Here is a 17,797-nt window from a genome sequence, read left to right on the forward strand (position 1 = left end):
CGCAATGCACTCTCTCAGAAACAGGTCAATGGGCAGTGTGAAAACAGGAAAAGGGCAACAGAGAAAATTACCCTCTTTTTCTTGCCATGCATGACGTAGAATAAGCACTCTTGCCCATTGGCCAACAACATGTTGGCCCTCCTATATGGCACACGGCAACCAATCATTAAGAGGGTGATATGACCGACACACGTACCGACACGCCTTTTCGCATTGTCGCTTCTGATCTCGATGGCACGCTACTGGCACCCAACCACCAGCTGAGCGCGTTCTCCAAACAAACATTGAAGGACCTACACGCCAAAGGTTACACCTTTATCTTCGCCACTGGACGCCACCATGTTGATGTCGCGGGCATTCGTGAAATTGCTGGCATCCCAGCGTACATGATCACCTCAAATGGCGCGCGTGTTCACGATCAGCATGATCAGTTGATGTACAGCAAAAATATTCCCAGTGATCAGGTGCAAGCCGTGATCGATGTGATCAAGCAAGATCCCAACCTCTTTATCCACATGTACCGCAATGAAGAGTGGTTGCTTGATCGCGATGACGAAGAGTTGGCCAAATTCCACAGTGAATCCGGCTTTGGTTATCAACGTTTTAGCGCCAATGCCGCGCCAACCGAGGGTATTGCCAAGATTTTTTGTACCCACCCAGACAAAGATCATGACCGTTTGGTGGAATTTGAAACCCAACTTCGCGCCAAATTTGGCGATAGCTTAAGTATTGCTTTCTCCACCCCTTGGTGTCTGGAAGTGATGGCAGCAGACGTGTCAAAAGGCGAAGCGCTGAAAGTCGTGGCCGAGTCGCTTAACCTGACACTCGACAACTGCATCGCCTTCGGTGATGGCATGAACGACGTGGAAATGCTCTCGATGGCAGGCAAGGGATTGGTCATGGCGACCTCTCACCAGAAAGTGAAAAACGCGCTGCCCAATAACAAAGTGATCGGCAGCAACGCAGACGATGCCGTCGCGCATTACTTGCACGACCACCTGTTTTAAGCGCTCCCGTCAGCCCGAGACTCTCGGGCTAAAATAGCCTGCCATTGAGATTCCGTGACCGGCATGATCGACAAGCGATTGCCCTTTTTCACCAGGGGCATCGCTTCCAGCTCAGGCATGGCTTTCATCGTCGCAAGCGAAATTAAGCGATCGGTTTTACGCACAAATTCAATATCGACCATAAACCAGCGCGGGTTGTCTGGGCTCGATTTCGCATCAAAATAGGCGCTTTGTGGGTCATGGGCAAAGTGATCGGGGTACGCCTCTTTGACGACCTTCGCAATCCCCGCGACGCCGACTTTCTTGCACGAGCTGTGGTAAATCATCACCAAATCGCCCAGCTTCACCTCATCACGCATCATATTTCGCGCTTGATAATTGCGAACACCTTCCCAACACGACACCTTTTGTGTACGAAGAGTGTCAATAGAGAAGGTGTCTGGTTCAGTTTTAAATAACCAATATGCCATAATAAAATCCATTACGTTTACGCTAAGGAAGATATAGCATGAAGGCGCTTCGAAACCCAGTCGCTCTGTCCATCATATTGTTGTTACAAGCGTGCAGTTCTCAGCCATCACCCAGCAGTGTACAACCTGCGCATGTGACGCTCGATAGCGAAACGCCCACACCTACCCAAACCTTCATGCTACGCGGTGAAGTGGTGCTCGGCCACGAGGTGCGCAGCCTCACCCCTTGCGGCAGCAATCAGCAGTACTGGCTGGATCTCTCCAATGACCGATTTGCTCAAGGCATGAAACTGGTGCGCTCACCCTACAGCCCTTTGTATGGTGAAATCGTCGGTCACCTAGAGCCCACAGGGCAACAAGGGTTTGCGGCCAATTACGCCGCCAAGTTTGTGGTTGAGAGTATTAACCTTCTTAGCGCTGAAAATCCTAAACGCTGTCAACAAGCGCTAAAACCGACCCGGGCGTTTGGTAATGAGCCGTCTTGGTCTGCCCATTTTGAGTCAGACCAATTGGTCTTTCAGCGTATGGGTTTTGAAGCGCAATCCTTCACCGTCGAGCGCAAGCGTCTTGAACAAACCCGTCGCCGTTACAGTTGGCAAGAAGGCTCACTCGAACTCAATCAACGCAGTTGCGTCGATGGCATGAGTGACAGCCTGTATGGTTGGACCTCCACCCTAACGATCGGTGATAAGCAGTATCAAGGCTGCGCCACGCTTGCTAACCAAGACAACACCCAACACTGGGTCGATGACTATCACGCGGCCTCGACCAAAGCACAGCACTTCACCGTGACCATGGCACTCAGCCCTGACCATACCGCCATGACGACCTACGCCTATAACAATGGCGACGGCGATTCGGTGGAACACGGCTTTTGGCAGCAGATTAATCCTGATCAGGTGCAAGTGGTGATGACTCATCTTCAGCAGCAACCGTTACTCTCAGAACGTATCTTTACTCGTGATGGTCATCAGTTGAATGCGAAGAAAGAGCGTGTTGGCAACGTGATTTATGCGATTAATGATGGCGGGCTAACGTTATACAAAGCCAAGGTGGCCTTGACGCAAACGGGCACGCAGTCCGCTGCGACGGCCTCTAGCCTCACCCGCCTACCGCAAGGCGATGACATTCCTTCTTCAGCTCAGTTTGATGCACAGGTCGATAAAGCACTTCGCGACTATTTCGCCATGCACAATACCGCCCCAAACGGGACGAAATACCGCTGGTTGACCTATGATCTCAATGGTGATGGTCAACCGGAACTTCTGGCACAACTCGACTGGTGTGGCTCTGGCGGCTGTACACTGCTGATTTTTGAACAGCACCAACAAGCGTGGCGATTCAACAGTAAAATCACCTTAGTGCAAACCCCATTTAACCTCGGCACTCAAGCCCATGGTCAATGGCAAGATTTGGTGATGTTCGTCAGTGGCGGCGGTGCCGTGCCCAATCAACACGTGTTGCGTCACAATGGCATCAGCTACCCGCTTAACCCCAGCGTTGAGCCTGTCGCCAATTACGATGAGCTCAGCCCAGTGCAGCTTTTCTCCGATGGGGTCACGCCGCATCAAGAAGGGCTAATACTAAAATGAGTAGTGCCCCTTGCCCGCGATGTAAACTGCGACATCAATGTGTGTGCGCTCGTCAACCACACGTTGAATTGAACGCCCACATCGCCCTGCTGACGCACCCAAACGAGCAGCAGCGCGATACCAATACCGGAGGGCTGCTCAGTCACACTCTGTCAACGTGTAGCGTGCATACGTGGCAACGAACCTCGCCTTGCGACACCTTGCTAACGCTGATGCAAAACCCACGCTATCGGCCGTTTTTGCTTTACCCAGGTGAGCAAAGCCTAACGCCTCAGCAAGCGAGCGCCGACGCTGATACGCACGGTGCAACGCCGCTGTTTATTGTGTTGGATGGCACGTGGCAAGAAGCGCGCAAAATGCTCAATAAGAGTGCGTGGCTCGCTTCACTGCCTTGTGTGCAGCTCTCGCCTCAAGCCGCTTCTCTCTACGACTTGCGACGCAATCAAGCGAAGGGGCACCTGTGCACCTATGAGGTGGGCGCTGAGATCGTGCACGCGTTAGGCGCCCCCCAAGAGGCAACGCGCATGAGAGAGTTTTTCAGCTACTACTTAGCGGCCTTTCAAGCGGATAAAAGTGGCCATGCATTGCGCACTTGAGCACTTGAGCACTTGAGCACTTGAGCACTTGAGCACTTGAGCACTGAAACAACGGTGACACTAATCGGTCAGTAACAGCAAATCCGACAATTGGTTAATTTCTACATCAGGCAGCACCCGCGCATGTCGAGCCTGTCTTGGGCTGATAGCGGTATCATTAAACCAGCACGCTTGAAAACCACTGGCTTTTGCCCCTTGCACATCGCTATTGAGATGATCGCCGACATGAAGAATGCTACCGGCATCCAGCGCCAAATGCTGCGCCGCTTTGCGAAACATTTCGCCATGCGGTTTTGCGTAGCCATCCGGCCCCGCTTTGAGCGTCAGGGTGAAATACGCCGATAAGCCGATTCGCTCGACATCAACGTTACCGTTAGTGATGGCCACCAGCGGCATCTGCGCTGCTAGCCGAGTTAACACACGATGGGTCTCTTCTGGCACACTAAAGTCACTGCGCAGTCTCAGCACTTCCTCAATCGCGCTCGAAGCAGCGCTGTGCGCTTGTTGCTCGTCATAACCTAGTCTCACCAAGCCACTCTCTATCTGTTGAAAGCGCCACTTGGTGACATCATTAGGCAACCAAGGATCGCGCTCGGCCAAGCGTCGCTTGTGGCTCTGCCACCAGCTCAGTGGCACCGTCGCGCTGGCGGGGTGGTGATGGTGTAGCCACTCGACCATACGCGCTTCTAAGGTACGAATGATCGGCCAATTGTCATACAGGGTGTCATCAAGATCGAACGTCATCGCCTTGATGGGTTTGAGATGGCGATAAAATTTCACTCATCCTCCTCTTTTTTCGGCCTGCCCTTTTTTCGCGCTCTTGGGTGTGCTTGGTCATAGACCTGCGCCAAGTGCTGAAAATCGAGGTGCGTATAGATTTGGGTGGTGGAAATGTTTTCGTGTCCCAAGAGCTCCTGCACGGCACGCAAATTGTTGCTCGACTCCAGCACATGCGTCGCAAACGAGTGACGCAATTTATGCGGACTGACATGACTGGCAATGGCCTGCTTCTGCCCCCACTCCGCCATGCGTTTTTGTACGCTGCGATGAGAAATTCGACCACCCAGCTTAGAGACAAATAACCCAGGTTCATCGGGATGCGCTAAATGTCCGCGCACTTTGAGCCATTTCGCCACCCAATCGGCAGCCATGCCCGAAAACGGCACTTTTCGCTCTTTGTCTCCCTTACCGACGACACGAATTTCACCGTCCGAAAGACCCACGTCTTTGACATTCACGGCGATCATTTCAGCCAAACGTAAGCCAGCACCATACATCAGCTCCATCATGGCGCGATCGCGTATCGCCAACGGATCATCTTCATTGACTTCAAGCAGCTGCCCCACTTCATCGACATCAAGGTTCTTAGGCAGTGGCCGCTGTTTGCGCGGCGCAGAGACGCCTTTGGCTGGATTCGCCGCAAGATCACCTCTCAGCACTAAAAAGTCAAAAAAGCTACGCAAACAAGAAAGACGTGTCGCAATACTGCTTCCTTTCATTCCTTCACGCATTGCTTTACCGGCCACCTGTCTAACCCAACCCGCGTCCACTTGGGTCCACTTTTTTATACCCAAACTCGCTAGGTGCGCAGCCATGGTTTCCAGTTGCTGTTTGTAGTTGCGTTGAGTATGCAAACTCAGCCCTTTTTCACTTCTTAAATAATCGTAGAAGCGTAGTAAGGGCTGCTGCAAACCATTAGGCAGAGGTGGTGGAGCGTCGCTCATTATCTTGCGCCTGCCAAGGCAGGGTATCAATCAGGTGAGAAAGGACGAGCGCCAGATGGCGCAAAAAGAGAGTATCCATGTGTGGCTGAAAATGGCCACCGTCGGAGCTGGAAAAGGCCAAGATACCTTGGAGGGAGGTCTTATTCAGTGGCATCACCACGTAAGATCCCATTTCCGGCGCTGGGCTATGCGGCCCAAACAAAAGTTCACGATCGCACGAACGCATACGGCCAAGATAGGCACTCTTACCATTCAGGTGGTTGGTGGCAAAGCGTTGATAGCTCTCTTTGCTCAGGCGATACTTATCCTGTCCGCCCTGCACACCCACCAAACGAATATACGCCACTAAGCCCAGAGATATCGCCATGTCTTCGATCGATTTGAGCACCGAGCTTAAGCTATCGCTGCGCAGAATATGCTCTTGCAGATCCATAAATTCATGGAAAGTACGATCGTTATTTTTCGCCAGCGACATCAATGTCGTGATCTCTTCTTCAAGCTCTTCAATACGCTGACGTTGGCGGTTCAGCTGAACGTGGACGAGAGAGACAGCGCCTTGCTCTTGGTGAGGCAAAGCCAATCTGTCCACCAGCGCTTGACGCTGGGCGAAAAAATCCGGGTTGTCACTGAGGTACTCGGCAACCACTTCCGCGGTCAGTGCGTCCGCTTCAATTTGAGACACAATTCATCCCTTTACTTGTTATCTATCGAGGTGTGGATTGAGCTAGCAGCTCAGCTGGCCGTCAAACACATGTGTGGCTGGGCCTGTCATGTAAAGCGGTTTGCCTGGCCCCTTCCAGCGAATGTTGAGCTCGCCACCGGGCAGAGAGACTTTGACATTCTCATCCAATAAGCCTTGGACGATACCGACGGCCACCGCGCCACATGCGCCACTGCCGCACGCCTGCGTTTCCCCAGCGCCACGCTCGTACACACGTAGGTTGATCGCTTGGCGATTAACCACTTGCATAAAGCCAGCGTTCACGCGTTCAGGAAAGCGCTCGTGCGACTCCAGCAGCGGGCCTAGATTATCCACATCTGCGGTTTGAACGTCATCGACAACCGTCACAACATGAGGGTTACCCATGCTCACCGCTCCACAAAATAGCGTTTTATCTGCGGCGCGTAAGATGTACGTTTTCTCGGTTTGCTTGGCTTTAAAAGGGATCTTGCTCGGCTCAAACTCTGGCACGCCCATGTTGACCGTCACTTGATCGTCCTCTTCAATATTGAGGACCATCTTACCTTTCTTGGTGCTGACACTGATGCTGTACTTGTTGGTCAAACCTTTCATGCGGACAAAACGCGCAAAGCAACGAGCGCCGTTACCGCACTGCTCAACCTCACTGCCATCGGCATTGAAAATTCGGTAGTGAAAATCGGTTTCTGGATCGTACGGCGCTTCGACCACCAACAGTTGGTCAAAGCCCACGCCAGTATGTCGATCCGCCAAACGGCGGATCAGATCCGGTGAGAAAAAGATGTTTTGGGTAATACAGTCAACGACCATAAAGTCGTTGCCTAAACCGTGCATCTTGGAAAAGTGAAAATGCATAACCCTTTCATTACTCCGGAAGAATATTTTCTAGCGCCCACAAACTGGACAGCTCTTCACGCTGGCGAACCAAATGCAGCTTATCACCATCAACCATCACTTCCGCCACACGAGCGCGAGTGTTGTAGTTGGATGACATCACAAAGCCATATGCACCGGCAGAACGCACCGCAAGCAGGTCGTTCTCTTTCAGCACCAAGGCGCGATCTTTACCTAAGAAATCACCGGTTTCACAGATAGGTCCGACCAAATCGTAGGTCACCGCTTCCCCTTCGCGAGGTTTCACTGGAACGATGTTTTGCCACGCTTGGTATAGCGCAGGGCGCATCAAATCGTTCATCGCCGCATCGATAATGGCAAAGTTCTTGTGCTCCGTGTGCTTCAAAAACTCGACCTTGGTGAGCAAGACACCCGCGTTCGCGGCAATCGCACGACCTGGCTCAAAAATCAGCTCCAAATCTTGATGATTGTCCAAGCGACCAAGTAGCGCTTTGGCGTACTCTGAAGGCTGCGGTGGTAATTCATCACGATAGACGACCCCTAAGCCACCACCGACATCGAGGTGCGCAATGTTGATGCCTTGCGCTTTTAAGTCATCGATCAATGCCAGCAGGCGATCGGTCGCGTCGATAAATGGGTCGATGTGTGTCAGCTGTGAGCCAATGTGACAATCGATGCCTTTGATCTCCAAGTTGCTCAAGCTTTGCGCAAACTTGTAGACATCCGGGGCGCGTTCAAATGCAATACCAAACTTGTTGTCACGCAGACCTGTTGAAATGTAAGGGTGGGTATTCGCATCCACATCCGGGTTAATGCGCAGTGAAATAGGCGCTTTCACCCCCATCTCTGCGGCGACTTGGTTCAAGCGCTCAAGTTCCGGCTCAGACTCAACGTTAAAACACTTAATGCCAAGCTCAAGTGCGCGTTTCATCTCTTGTGCCGTTTTGCCCACACCAGAAAAGACCACCTTGCTCGGATCGCCACCGGCAGCAATCACGCGCTCCAATTCTCCACCAGAAACAATATCAAAACCCGATCCTAGACGCGCCAACGTATTCAATACCCCAAGGTTGGAGTTCGCTTTCACGGCGTAACACACTAAATGAGGGTGCTCACCCACCGATTTGTCGAAGGCATTCCAATGGCGCTCTAACGTCGCTCGAGAGTAGACATAAAGTGGCGTACCAAATTGCTCAGCCACATCACTAAGCGGTACGTTTTCGGCCCAGAGCTGGCCATCGTCCTGATAATTGAAGTAATCCAAAGTACTTTCCCTTAAATAGTCGTTTTAATTGCGATGAACACCGTTAATGGCGATGGACGCGTGGCGATTAGGAGGATTGCTCGTTCGTTTGCGTCTCTTCTGGCATGTACAAACCGCCCGTCTGACCACATCCTGCCAGACCTAACACTGAAAGAAGAAACAGAGCAAGGATTGATTTTTTCATGGGTTCTATCGTGATTATTTGTTCAATGCCCCCTATAATCGCACCACAACCAAGAAAAGCAATAGGATAGATAGGATGAACGAGACTGAATTTCATCAGTTGGTGGATGTTCAAATGCAAATCATTGAAGAAATGATTGATGACTCAGGCGCGGACATCGACTACGAGGTCACAGGTAACGTGATGACACTGGAATTTGACGATCGCAGCCAGATCATCATTAACCGACAAGAGCCGATGAAAGAAATCTGGCTCGCATCGAAATCCGGTGGTTTCCATTTCTCCTTGGTCGAGCAGCAGTGGATCTGCTCAAAAACTGGCAAAGAGTTGATCGCCATGGTCAAAGAAGAGTGTGAAAAGCACGCCAATGAAGAGATTGACTGGGTTTAACCCATTCAGAATCAAAAAAAGAGCACGCGGTGCTCTTTTTTTATCTCTTTACTTTGCTGGTTCAAGCGTTCACAACTCGGCTTGGCTTGGAGTAGTTTGAGCCATCATTGCGATAAGGGACGATGTAAGAGTCGCCCTCTTCAGGATGCACGATTTGATAATACTGCGGCAAATTGAAGTTAATGAATTTAGACGCCAATTCGCTTTCGGTTTTGACGGATGAGTAGAAGCCATTGACGCTCGCGATCATCTCATCTTTTTCACCGCTAAATTGGTGATACACCTCAACTTGGTTTGACTCATCCAGCACATAGATGTTGAAGCCTTTGTCTGTGTCTTCAAAGAAGAACTGAATCAAACCTTCACTGGCAAAACCATCAATGACCTCTGGCATTTGATAATCTTGCTCTTTATCGAGCATCAACAAGGGCGAGCCTTTCAGTTTGTTGGTTGAAATGCTGCGATAGAAATCGACTGAGTTTTCCAGCATTTGCACCGACACCCCACGACGTTCAAAGAACAAACCATAGGTCTGTTGACCAATCTTAAGCGCTTTGAAACGACGACGTTTTTCTTGCTCAACCGGCTTCAAACGCAAATCAATGCATTCGGCCAATAACTGGTAGACCATGTTGCGCATCACACCGCGCAAGTTCTTGCTGTAGCAGAACACATCCACCGACTCCGGTGGCAACGCATCTTGGTGCATCTTACCAAGTACCGTTTTGAGCGCATCCAACATAGCGGTCTCCCCTTTGAAGTGCAAGGTACGCACTTCATGCCATGAGTTGCGATAGACCAAGTCCACGCTACCCACAAGACAGGTTTGGTCTGGGCCAAAGCTAAAGATGTCTGTGCTCTTTTGATCCAACTTCAGCGCACGGCCGCTCAGCTCTGAGGTCGGGTCACTTTCAAAGTTGATGAACATGGCCAACTGGCTGATCTCACACGGACTCGCCAACGCCTGCATGGTAGGGCGACGCTTGCGCAGTGAGAAGGTATTGCGTAGATCGCTGACCATTTGGTAGAACTTATCGATGTCCAACTCGGCATCACGAATCACAGAGTGCAAACGGGTGGATTCCGTGATCAAACCGTTAAAGAAGGACCAAGCCACCAATTTACTCAAGTATTCGTTGTGCTCAAGTGGCGCACGACCGATGATTTTCTCTGCCTCTAACGGCTGTTTATACAAGTACCATCCCGCTTTGTTCGTTCTGCCCGGACGTACCTCAATAAAGCTCAAATCAGGTTCATGCAGATCCGGAGAAATTTGCGGATTCAGCAGCGTCACCTTACCCGGCAACACCTCAAACGCAGCGTACAACTTGCGCGCCAAGATACTGATATCTTGCGGGCTAATCGCGGAGGTGATGTCGTTACGACGTGCAAATTGAATAAGGTTTCGGTAACTCTGCATCAAAGCATCTAACAAGGCGTGGTGTACCACTTTCACTTGCTCGACTTTCCAGTTGCGGCGATCATCCAATTCAGCGATCACGCTCGGTGACCAGTCCCATTTTTGGATCATGTCAGACAGCGCTTCACGGCGCCAAGCCACCGAACCTGCACCAGGCTGGCGAGAGAGTTTTTCATGGGTTTTGAGATAGAAACAACGACGAACCAAATCCAAGCGGGTGTGATCACCGATACGCTCTAAATAGCGCGTCACTTTCTCAAGCATCAAATAGTACGCGTCCATCCCATAGAGATCGGGCTTGTGCGCGAAAAAACGGCGTTTGGTATCAAGGCTCAACAACTGGGTGTGCGGATACTCCCACGAGTACGCCTCAAGCAAAATCGCTTTTAATACCGATTTGTAGGGCGAATCGATGCTCTTATAGAGTTGCCATAGGTTTGAGCCAAAGTACTCTTCTGCCGGGATACGGTTCAATTTACCAAAATCAATCCACTCCGAGCAGTTAATCACATTCTGGCTGCAAAGATGCGTCACGTACTCGTCGTAACACTCTTCCATTTCTGGTGGCACGATTTGCCACAGCAGCCTTTGGCCAGCTAAACGTACCGCACTGCGATAAAACTCATCGAGTAACAACAGGTGCTGCGATGACCCGCAGTTATCCCCGGTCATCTCTTCACACTTATTGGTGCGAAAACGGCTTTCGTCCATCAAGAAGAAGTTGGCTTCAACGCCACGGCTCAGCGCCCACTCGGTGATCAAGAGACATTTGTTGGTCAAGCTGTCCCGTTCGTCAGCACTCATCTTCGAGGACACGCACACCCAAATGTCTAAATCACTGGAGGTACTCTGGCCAATTGAAGAGGTGCTGCCCATGGTGTACAAACCCAAAATCATTGGGTTGTCTGCGGTGGCGAGCGGTTGACCGATCGTAAGCTCAGTGTCCGACACGAACTGACTTTGAGGTTCACTCAATTCAAAATTGCGAATACCGTAGGGGACTTTGGATGCGTAGTAGCCTGGAATTAAAGGATGGTTGTAGTGCAGAAGAGTAGGAATCAGATGGAAAACACGCTGGGCCTGCGCATCCATAAGCGCTAACGCACGTTCAATGCGTTGCTGATTGAGATCATCAAGTCTATGGATTAGCGATTGGGTGTAAGCCAGCAAGGGATGTTCCTTGGTTAATTATCTACAGCGTGCTGTGTTTAATAATTATTCTAAAGCACTATCAAAACGTGATCAATTTAACACTTTTCTTTGGGCTGGTAAAGAATTGTACGATCGATTCAACACTATTTTGTGTCTCTTGACTGACGAGTCGTTCTCTTTTTATTACGCGCTACAGTGTGGTCCGGATACGTGATGAGTAACAATAGCGCAGCTCATAAACGAGATTGCAATCACACTTTTTTGATGATTTTTTGCTACGGATTGAGGATTGCCGCTTAGGACTCATATTGCATTGAGCATTTTTATCTCAGAGTGATACGATGGAGCCATCATTTGGTTTATCTGTTTCTATCATGACTCAAACGACTCCGATCCGTATTGCAACGCGCAAAAGCCCCCTTGCTCTTTGGCAAGCTCATTATGTGAAAGACGCCCTTCAAGCCGCTCACCCTGGTCTAGAAGTCGAGTTGGTGACTATGGTCACGAAAGGCGACATTATTTTAGACACGCCGCTAGCCAAGGTCGGCGGAAAAGGCCTGTTTGTGAAAGAGCTGGAGGTGGCGATGCTTGAAGGTCGCGCGGACCTCGCCGTGCACTCAATGAAGGACGTGCCGGTGGAATTCCCCCAAGGCTTAGGTCTCGTCACCATCTGTGAGCGCGAAGACCCGCGCGATGCGTTTGTTTCGAATCAGTACAGCAACATCGACGATTTACCACAAGGCGCAGTTGTCGGTACATGCAGTTTGCGTCGTCAGTGTCAGATAAAAGAGTATCGTCCCGATTTGGTGATCAAAGAGCTACGCGGCAACGTCGGCACCCGACTCTCTAAGCTCGATGCAGGTGAGTACGATGCGATCATTTTGGCCGCGGCTGGCTTAAAACGACTCAAGCTTGAAGAGCGCATTCAGAGTTACATCGAGCCAGAGCAATCCCTACCCGCGGTTGGACAAGGTGCCGTCGGCATCGAATGTCGCCTTGATGACGAGCGTTTAATCACGTTACTTGAGCCGCTCAATCACCCAGACACGGTCGACCGCGTGTTGTGTGAACGCGCCATGAACCTCACCCTTGAGGGAGGCTGCCAAGTTCCTATCGGCAGTTATGCACTGCTGGATGGCGAACAAATCTGGCTTAGAGCCTTAGTCGGTGAACCGGATGGATCCACCATCGTTCGTGGTGAGATCAGCGGTCCTCGAAGCGAAGCGGAGCAACTGGGAGTCACACTGGCCAATCAACTGCTCGATAATGGCGCCAAAACCATTTTAACTAAGCTATACGCAGAACAAGAGTAATGCCATGGCAGTATTGGTGACCCGGCCAGGTCAGCAAGGCCAATCGCTCTGCCATCAATTGCAACACCTCGGTGTCGCGAGTGAGCATCAACCGCTCATCTCGCTTCACCCGGGGAGACAACTTAGCGATATCGCACATGCGTTACATCGCGCCGACCTCATTATTGCCGTGAGCCAACATGCGGTGCACTTTACCGATCAAACCCTTCGCCAACATCAGCAACACTGGCCACATTCAGCGCGATACATTGCCGTTGGTCAAAAAACTGCACAGATCTTAAGCACAAAAACGCAACAAAACGTAGACTATCCTCAAGTGGGCGATAGCGAGCATCTACTTGCGCTTGCGCCCCTTCATGACGTCACCAATAGGCGTATTGTCATCCTACGCGGAAACGGTGGCCGAGACTTGATTTTCGATACCTTGCAGGCACGAAGGGCCTTAGTGGAGTATCGAGAAGTCTATCGTCGTGAAAACATTGCTTTGTGCTCAGATTTGCTCGTCCCACTCTGGCAAAATAAGCACATTGATCAGCTAGTCGTTACTAGCTCGGGTCAGCTTGAACACCTTGTCTCGCAAATCGGCAAGCGCTATCAAGCTTGGCTATTTGGATTAACGCTATACGTTCCTAGTGAGCGTATCGCTCAAGACGCACGCCAATGGGGCTTTGTCGATATCATCACGACCCCTAGTGCCTCTAATTCGGACTTACTGGCCGCTCTCCAGCCAAAACCACAGGACAAAACATAATGACAAGTAAAAAAAACAATGGACATGTTGAACCCGAAGAAAACAAAACCGCGCCAAACAAAGCAGCGATGACCGAGGAAAACAGCGCGGTGGACACTGAATCTCAAGATGTGACTTCACCTGAAACCGCATCAGAGCCAAGCCCGGACGACACAGCGCCAGTCGATAGCAAGCCTCAAAGTGGGGAGCTTGAAGAAAAACAAGGCAAACGCGGCGTGAAGCTAGCTACGATCGCCATCGTTATCGCGGTGCTGATTGGGGGCGGACTCACCTTTTACATCCAAGAGAAGAATCAGCAGCAGCAAGCGCAAATCGCTGCGCTGCAATCAGAGCTCAACCAAGCCAAACAGGCCATGCAAGCTCAGTTTGATCAGAACCAACAGCAAATCTTATCGAAGGCCACTGAGCTTAGCCATCGCGCAGATACCGTTCTAGAGCAGCAGCAAAAAAGCATCGAGAGCTTACAGCTCGCCATGGCAGACGTAAAAGGCCGTCGCCCCAATGATTGGTTACTGGCTGAGGCTGACTACCTCGTCAAGCTCGCTGGACGAAAACTGTTTTTAGAACACGACGCGGTCAGCGCCACTAAACTGATGGAAAGTGCAGACCAGCGCATCGCAGCACTGAATGATCCAAGCCTTGTACCTCTGCGCAAATCCATGGCGAATGACATCACCAAACTCAAAGGGGTCCCCCTTGTGGATCGAGAAGGCTTGGTGCTACGACTTACCGCTCTTCAGCAACAAGTCGATAGCTTACCGCTCGCCAATGCCATTCTTCCAGAGGCGCAAGCGGTGGAGGCTCGTCAAGTCTCGCAAGACGTGGCAGATTGGAAAGACAACCTGATGACCTCGTTACAAGAGTTCTCAGAGAACTTTATTACGTTCCGAACTCGTGATGGCAATGTCATCCCACTGCTCTCTCCCGAGCAACATTTCTATCTCAAAGAAAACATTAAAGCGAAGCTAGAAACCGCCATCAAAGCGGTATATGTCGAGCAACAAGAGATCTACACCACAGCGCTTGCCACGGCAGGTGACTGGTCTCAAGCGTTCTTCAACCAAGATGCCAACAATGTTCGTGAGTTCAATCAAGCCCTAGGCATGCTAGGCCAACAAACCATCCAAGTCGATTACCCGGTAAAACTCGACACACAAGAAGTGCTGTCTGACGTTATTCGCGATCGCCTACGCCGCGAAGTCACCACATTGATTACGGAGGAGAAATAATGTTTAGACTGATTTTCCTCTTTGTCATCTTAGGTGCGGGGCTGTTTGTCGGCACTCAATACTCGGGGCAACAAGGTTATGTCCTAGTCTCTATCGCCAACACCACGATTGAAATGAGCGTCACCACCTTAGTGATTTTCTTAATTGCGACGTTGGCCGCCCTCTTTGCTCTTGAGTACCTCGTTAAGAAAATGCTCTATGCCAGTTTTGCCACTTGGAATTACTTTAGCGTGCGTAAAATGCGCCACTCTCGCAGACTGACGAATGAAGGCTTAATTAAACTGATTGAGGGCGACTTTAAAACCGCAGAAAAAAAGGTCACGCGCTGGGCAAACTATCATGATATGCCTGTGGTTTGTTACCTGATTGCCTCAGAAGCGGCGATTGGTCTCGGAGACAACAAAAAGGCCGATCACTACCTTGAGCTCGCAGGTAAACAGCCTGGTTCTACCTTAGCGGTGGAGCTAACACGTGCCAAGCAGCAGGTGAGAGAGGCCAACTACGCTGGCGCACTGGAAACCTTACATCTTCTCAAGGGCCAGCATCCCAACAACGTGGTGATCGTTAACCTACTTAAGCAAGTCTATGTAGAACTGAAACAGTGGCAGCCACTGATTGATCTGACGCCCCAGCTAGGCAAACTTGGCTTGATTAGCGAACAAGATCAACAAACCTTGATCCAAAGAGCGCAATGCGGCTTATTGGTTGATGTCGCCGAAAACAAAGGAAGTGAAGGCCTAATTGGTCACTGGAACAGCCTACCGAGAAAGCTCAAGCAAGACGCCCATCTAGTAGAGTGTTTTGTGAAACAGTTGATTGCGCGCAACGCCGATCACGAAGCCTTCACCGTCATTAAAGAAACAGTGAAAAAGCACCCGAACTCCACACTGATCACCTTGCTACCAGAGATGAAATTGTCCGACACCCACCCAAGCAAACTACTGCTAGAGGAAATGGTGCGTAAAGACGCCAATAACGCCGAAGCACACAGCGCTTTAGCGCAATTGCAAATGAGAAACGAACAGTGGCAAGAAGCGCAGCAACATCTTGAGAAAGCCTTATCTGTCCGCTCTAACGTTTCCGACTACGCATACTTGGCAGATGTACTGGAGAAACAAAACCTCAACAAGGCAGCGCAGGAAGTATCGAAAAAGGCGCTGAGTATTATCCAGTCCTAGTTTCTAGCGTGAATAAAGCGGGTCATTAGCCCAATACCAAAACTGGCCAACACGGCCAGTTTTTTTTGTCCTTAAGAAAGCGTTTAAAGCATGGTTACTGAGTAACGACATGAGCCTATTGGCCGCGAGGTAAACGCGATACTGAAAGCCTATCGTAGACCAACGGCTTGCCCTTTATTCACGCTAGTATCCGACACGATTTGAACAACGACATCAAGTTTGATGGAGGAAGGTGCACGTGTGAGAAAACTAAGAGCAGCGGGTGCTAGATAATCCGTGGATGTTGCCGCACCATTCGTCGCATTCAATCGACACTCTACCTAGAACGCAAAGATCCTGAAGTGCGAGACATTATTCTTTAATCTCGCCTTGCTCTCTCTTCGAAGCCAGCCCGTTTTGGAAGCACTAAACGTAAAAAAGCCCAGTCTTTCGACTAGGCTTTCTAATAAGTGGCGGAGTGGACGGGACTCGAACCCGCGACCCCCGGCGTGACAGGCCGGTATTCTAACCAACTGAACTACCACTCCGCAGTGGTCTATTTAAAGTCTTATCTCAATCGTGCTTTAAACAGATAATGTTCAAAGCCTGGCGATGTCCTACTCTCACATGGGGAAGCCCCACACTACCATCGGCGCTAATTCGTTTCACTTCTGAGTTCGGCATGGAATCAGGTGGGTCCAAATCGCTATGGTCGCCAAGCAAATTCTTTAATTCGGAAAGCTGTTTTCAGTTCTTACACATTCAATGTTCTTTCATTGAGTCCATCAAAACCCTTTGGGTGTTGTATGGTTAAGCCTCACGGGCAATTAGTACAGGTTAGCTCAACGCCTCACAGCGCTTACACACCCTGCCTATCAACGTTCTAGTCTCGAACAACCCTTAAGGATACTTAAAGTATCAGGGAAGACTCATCTCAGGGCTCGCTTCCCGCTTAGATGCTTTCAGCGGTTATCGATTCCGAACTTAGCTACCGGGCAATGCGATTGGCATCACAACCCGAACACCAGAGGTTCGTCCACTCCGGTCCTCTCGTACTAGGAGCAGCCCCCTTCAATCTTCCAACGCCCACGGCAGATAGGGACCGAACTGTCTCACGACGTTCTAAACCCAGCTCGCGTACCACTTTAAATGGCGAACAGCCATACCCTTGGGACCGACTTCAGCCCCAGGATGTGATGAGCCGACATCGAGGTGCCAAACACCGCCGTCGATATGAACTCTTGGGCGGTATCAGCCTGTTATCCCCGGAGTACCTTTTATCCGTTGAGCGATGGCCCTTCCATTCAGAACCACCGGATCACTATGACCTGCTTTCGCACCTGCTCGAATTGTCATTCTCGCAGTCAAGCGGGCTTATGCCATTGCACTAACCTCACGATGTCCAACCGTGATTAGCCCACCTTCGTGCTCCTCCGTTACTCTTTGGGAGGAGACCGCCCCAGTCAAACTACCCACCAGGCACTGTCCTCACCCCGGATAACGGGGCTAAGTTAGAACATCAAACATACAAGGGTGGTATTTCAAGGTCGGCTCCACAGATACTGGCGTACCTGCTTCAAAGCCTCCCACCTATCCTACACATGTAGGCTCAATGTTCAGTGCCAAGCTGTAGTAAAGGTTCACGGGGTCTTTCCGTCTAGCCGCGGGTACACTGCATCTTCACAGCGATTTCAATTTCACTGAGTCTCGGGTGGAGACAGCGTGGCCATCATTACGCCATTCGTGCAGGTCGGAACTTACCCGACAAGGAATTTCGCTACCTTAGGACCGTTATAGTTACGGCCGCCGTTTACCGGGGCTTCGATCAAGAGCTTCGACCGAAGTCTAACCCCATCAATTAACCTTCCGGCACCGGGCAGGCGTCACACCGTATACGTCATCTTACGATTTTGCACAGTGCTGTGTTTTTAATAAACAGTTGCAGCCACCTGGTATCTGCGACTCTCAATAGCTCCATCCGCGAGGGACTTCA

Annotated in this window: 16 protein-coding genes, 1 tRNA gene and 2 rRNA genes; 8 read left to right on the forward strand and 11 right to left on the reverse strand. The window is 50.6% G+C overall.

Translation table 11 applies throughout. From position 1 onward, the window contains the following. Positions 1–179 precede the first annotated feature (179 nt). Positions 180–1,007: a Cof-type HAD-IIB family hydrolase gene (locus tag AC6R10_RS17500; RefSeq protein WP_500673064.1), complete on the forward strand. Its 828-nt coding sequence runs from the start codon at positions 180–182 to the stop codon at positions 1,005–1,007. Here the strand turns inward: AC6R10_RS17500 and AC6R10_RS17505 are convergent. Next, the gene (locus tag AC6R10_RS17505; protein WP_334555609.1) at positions 1,004–1,477 is read right to left on the reverse strand and encodes an EVE domain-containing protein; all 474 of its coding nucleotides are present in this window, start codon (positions 1,475–1,477) and stop codon (positions 1,004–1,006) included. The two genes, AC6R10_RS17500 and AC6R10_RS17505, sit on opposite strands and share 4 nt — an antisense overlap. Before the next feature lie 38 nt (positions 1,478–1,515). Between AC6R10_RS17505 and AC6R10_RS17510 the strand changes: the two genes are divergently transcribed. Both AC6R10_RS17510 and AC6R10_RS17515 read left to right on the forward strand, forming a co-directional pair. Then, a complete protein-coding gene (locus AC6R10_RS17510; RefSeq protein ID WP_500673065.1) occupies positions 1,516–3,069 on the forward strand; it encodes a COG3650 family protein in 1,554 nt (517 codons plus the stop codon). Beyond that, on the forward strand, positions 3,066–3,665 hold the full coding sequence (locus tag AC6R10_RS17515; RefSeq protein ID WP_500673066.1) for a tRNA-uridine aminocarboxypropyltransferase: 600 nt from the start codon (positions 3,066–3,068) through the stop codon (positions 3,663–3,665). Before AC6R10_RS17510 ends, AC6R10_RS17515 begins: the two co-directional genes overlap by 4 nt. 60 nt (positions 3,666–3,725) lie before the next feature. Here AC6R10_RS17515 and yigB read toward each other — a convergent pair whose 3' ends face one another. The 6 genes from yigB to lptM all read right to left on the reverse strand — a co-directional run bounded on the left by yigB (position 3,726) and on the right by lptM (position 8,392). Continuing rightward, positions 3,726–4,445 carry a 5-amino-6-(5-phospho-D-ribitylamino)uracil phosphatase YigB gene (yigB, locus tag AC6R10_RS17520; protein ID WP_500673067.1) on the reverse strand — a complete coding sequence of 240 codons (720 nt, stop codon included), beginning with the start codon at positions 4,443–4,445 and terminating at the stop codon, positions 3,726–3,728. Then, positions 4,442–5,389: a tyrosine recombinase XerC gene (gene xerC / locus AC6R10_RS17525; RefSeq protein WP_500628062.1), complete on the reverse strand. Its 948-nt coding sequence runs from the start codon at positions 5,387–5,389 to the stop codon at positions 4,442–4,444. Before xerC ends, yigB begins: the two co-directional genes overlap by 4 nt. Next, complete coding sequence (locus AC6R10_RS17530; RefSeq protein WP_500673068.1) at positions 5,361–6,071, reverse strand: DUF484 family protein; 711 nt, start codon at positions 6,069–6,071, stop codon at positions 5,361–5,363. The genes xerC and AC6R10_RS17530 overlap by 29 nt, the downstream gene beginning before the upstream one ends. A gap of 42 nt (positions 6,072–6,113) precedes the next feature. Next, a complete protein-coding gene (dapF, locus tag AC6R10_RS17535; RefSeq protein ID WP_334555615.1) occupies positions 6,114–6,944 on the reverse strand; it encodes a diaminopimelate epimerase in 831 nt (276 codons plus the stop codon). Between the two features lie 10 nt (positions 6,945–6,954). Beyond that, positions 6,955–8,208 (reverse strand): diaminopimelate decarboxylase, encoded by a 1,254-nt coding sequence (lysA, locus tag AC6R10_RS17540; protein ID WP_487902823.1) that lies wholly within the window; start codon positions 8,206–8,208, stop codon positions 6,955–6,957. Between the two features lie 67 nt (positions 8,209–8,275). Further along, positions 8,276–8,392, reverse strand: coding sequence for an LPS translocon maturation chaperone LptM (lptM, locus tag AC6R10_RS17545; RefSeq protein WP_420378243.1), 117 nt, complete (start codon positions 8,390–8,392; stop codon positions 8,276–8,278). A gap of 75 nt (positions 8,393–8,467) precedes the next feature. Between lptM and cyaY the strand changes: the two genes are divergently transcribed. Then, on the forward strand, positions 8,468–8,782 hold the full coding sequence (cyaY, locus tag AC6R10_RS17550) for an iron donor protein CyaY (RefSeq protein WP_334555618.1): 315 nt from the start codon (positions 8,468–8,470) through the stop codon (positions 8,780–8,782). Between the two features lie 61 nt (positions 8,783–8,843). On the opposite strand, the gene AC6R10_RS17555 is transcribed toward cyaY, so the two are convergent. After that, positions 8,844–11,372 (reverse strand): class I adenylate cyclase, encoded by a 2,529-nt coding sequence (locus AC6R10_RS17555; protein WP_500673069.1) that lies wholly within the window; start codon positions 11,370–11,372, stop codon positions 8,844–8,846. Between the two features lie 356 nt (positions 11,373–11,728). Here AC6R10_RS17555 and hemC point away from each other — a divergent pair, with 356 nt between their 5' ends. The 4 genes from hemC to AC6R10_RS17575 are packed head-to-tail and all read left to right on the forward strand — an operon-like array spanning position 11,729 to position 15,825. After that, complete coding sequence (hemC, locus tag AC6R10_RS17560; protein ID WP_500673070.1) at positions 11,729–12,667, forward strand: hydroxymethylbilane synthase; 939 nt, start codon at positions 11,729–11,731, stop codon at positions 12,665–12,667. 4 nt (positions 12,668–12,671) lie between these two features. After that, entirely contained in the window at positions 12,672–13,418 is a 747-nt protein-coding gene (locus tag AC6R10_RS17565) for a uroporphyrinogen-III synthase (protein ID WP_500673071.1), read from the forward strand. Next, entirely contained in the window at positions 13,418–14,647 is a 1,230-nt protein-coding gene (locus tag AC6R10_RS17570; RefSeq protein WP_500673072.1) for a uroporphyrinogen-III C-methyltransferase, read from the forward strand. Before AC6R10_RS17565 ends, AC6R10_RS17570 begins: the two co-directional genes overlap by 1 nt. After that, on the forward strand, positions 14,647–15,825 hold the full coding sequence (locus tag AC6R10_RS17575) for a heme biosynthesis protein HemY (protein WP_500673073.1): 1,179 nt from the start codon (positions 14,647–14,649) through the stop codon (positions 15,823–15,825). Before AC6R10_RS17570 ends, AC6R10_RS17575 begins: the two co-directional genes overlap by 1 nt. Positions 15,826–16,275: 450 nt before the next feature. Here the strand turns inward: AC6R10_RS17575 and AC6R10_RS17580 are convergent. The 3 genes from AC6R10_RS17580 to AC6R10_RS17590 all read right to left on the reverse strand — a co-directional run. Beyond that, positions 16,276–16,352: transfer RNA gene (locus AC6R10_RS17580), tRNA-Asp, on the reverse strand. 56 nt (positions 16,353–16,408) lie between these two features. Next, positions 16,409–16,524, reverse strand: a 5S ribosomal RNA gene (gene rrf, locus AC6R10_RS17585). A gap of 86 nt (positions 16,525–16,610) precedes the next feature. Beyond that, a 23S ribosomal RNA gene (locus AC6R10_RS17590) occupies positions 16,611–17,797 on the reverse strand; the annotation flags it as partial.

Source organism: Vibrio sp. R12-SG2-ISO1, assembly GCF_059834045.1.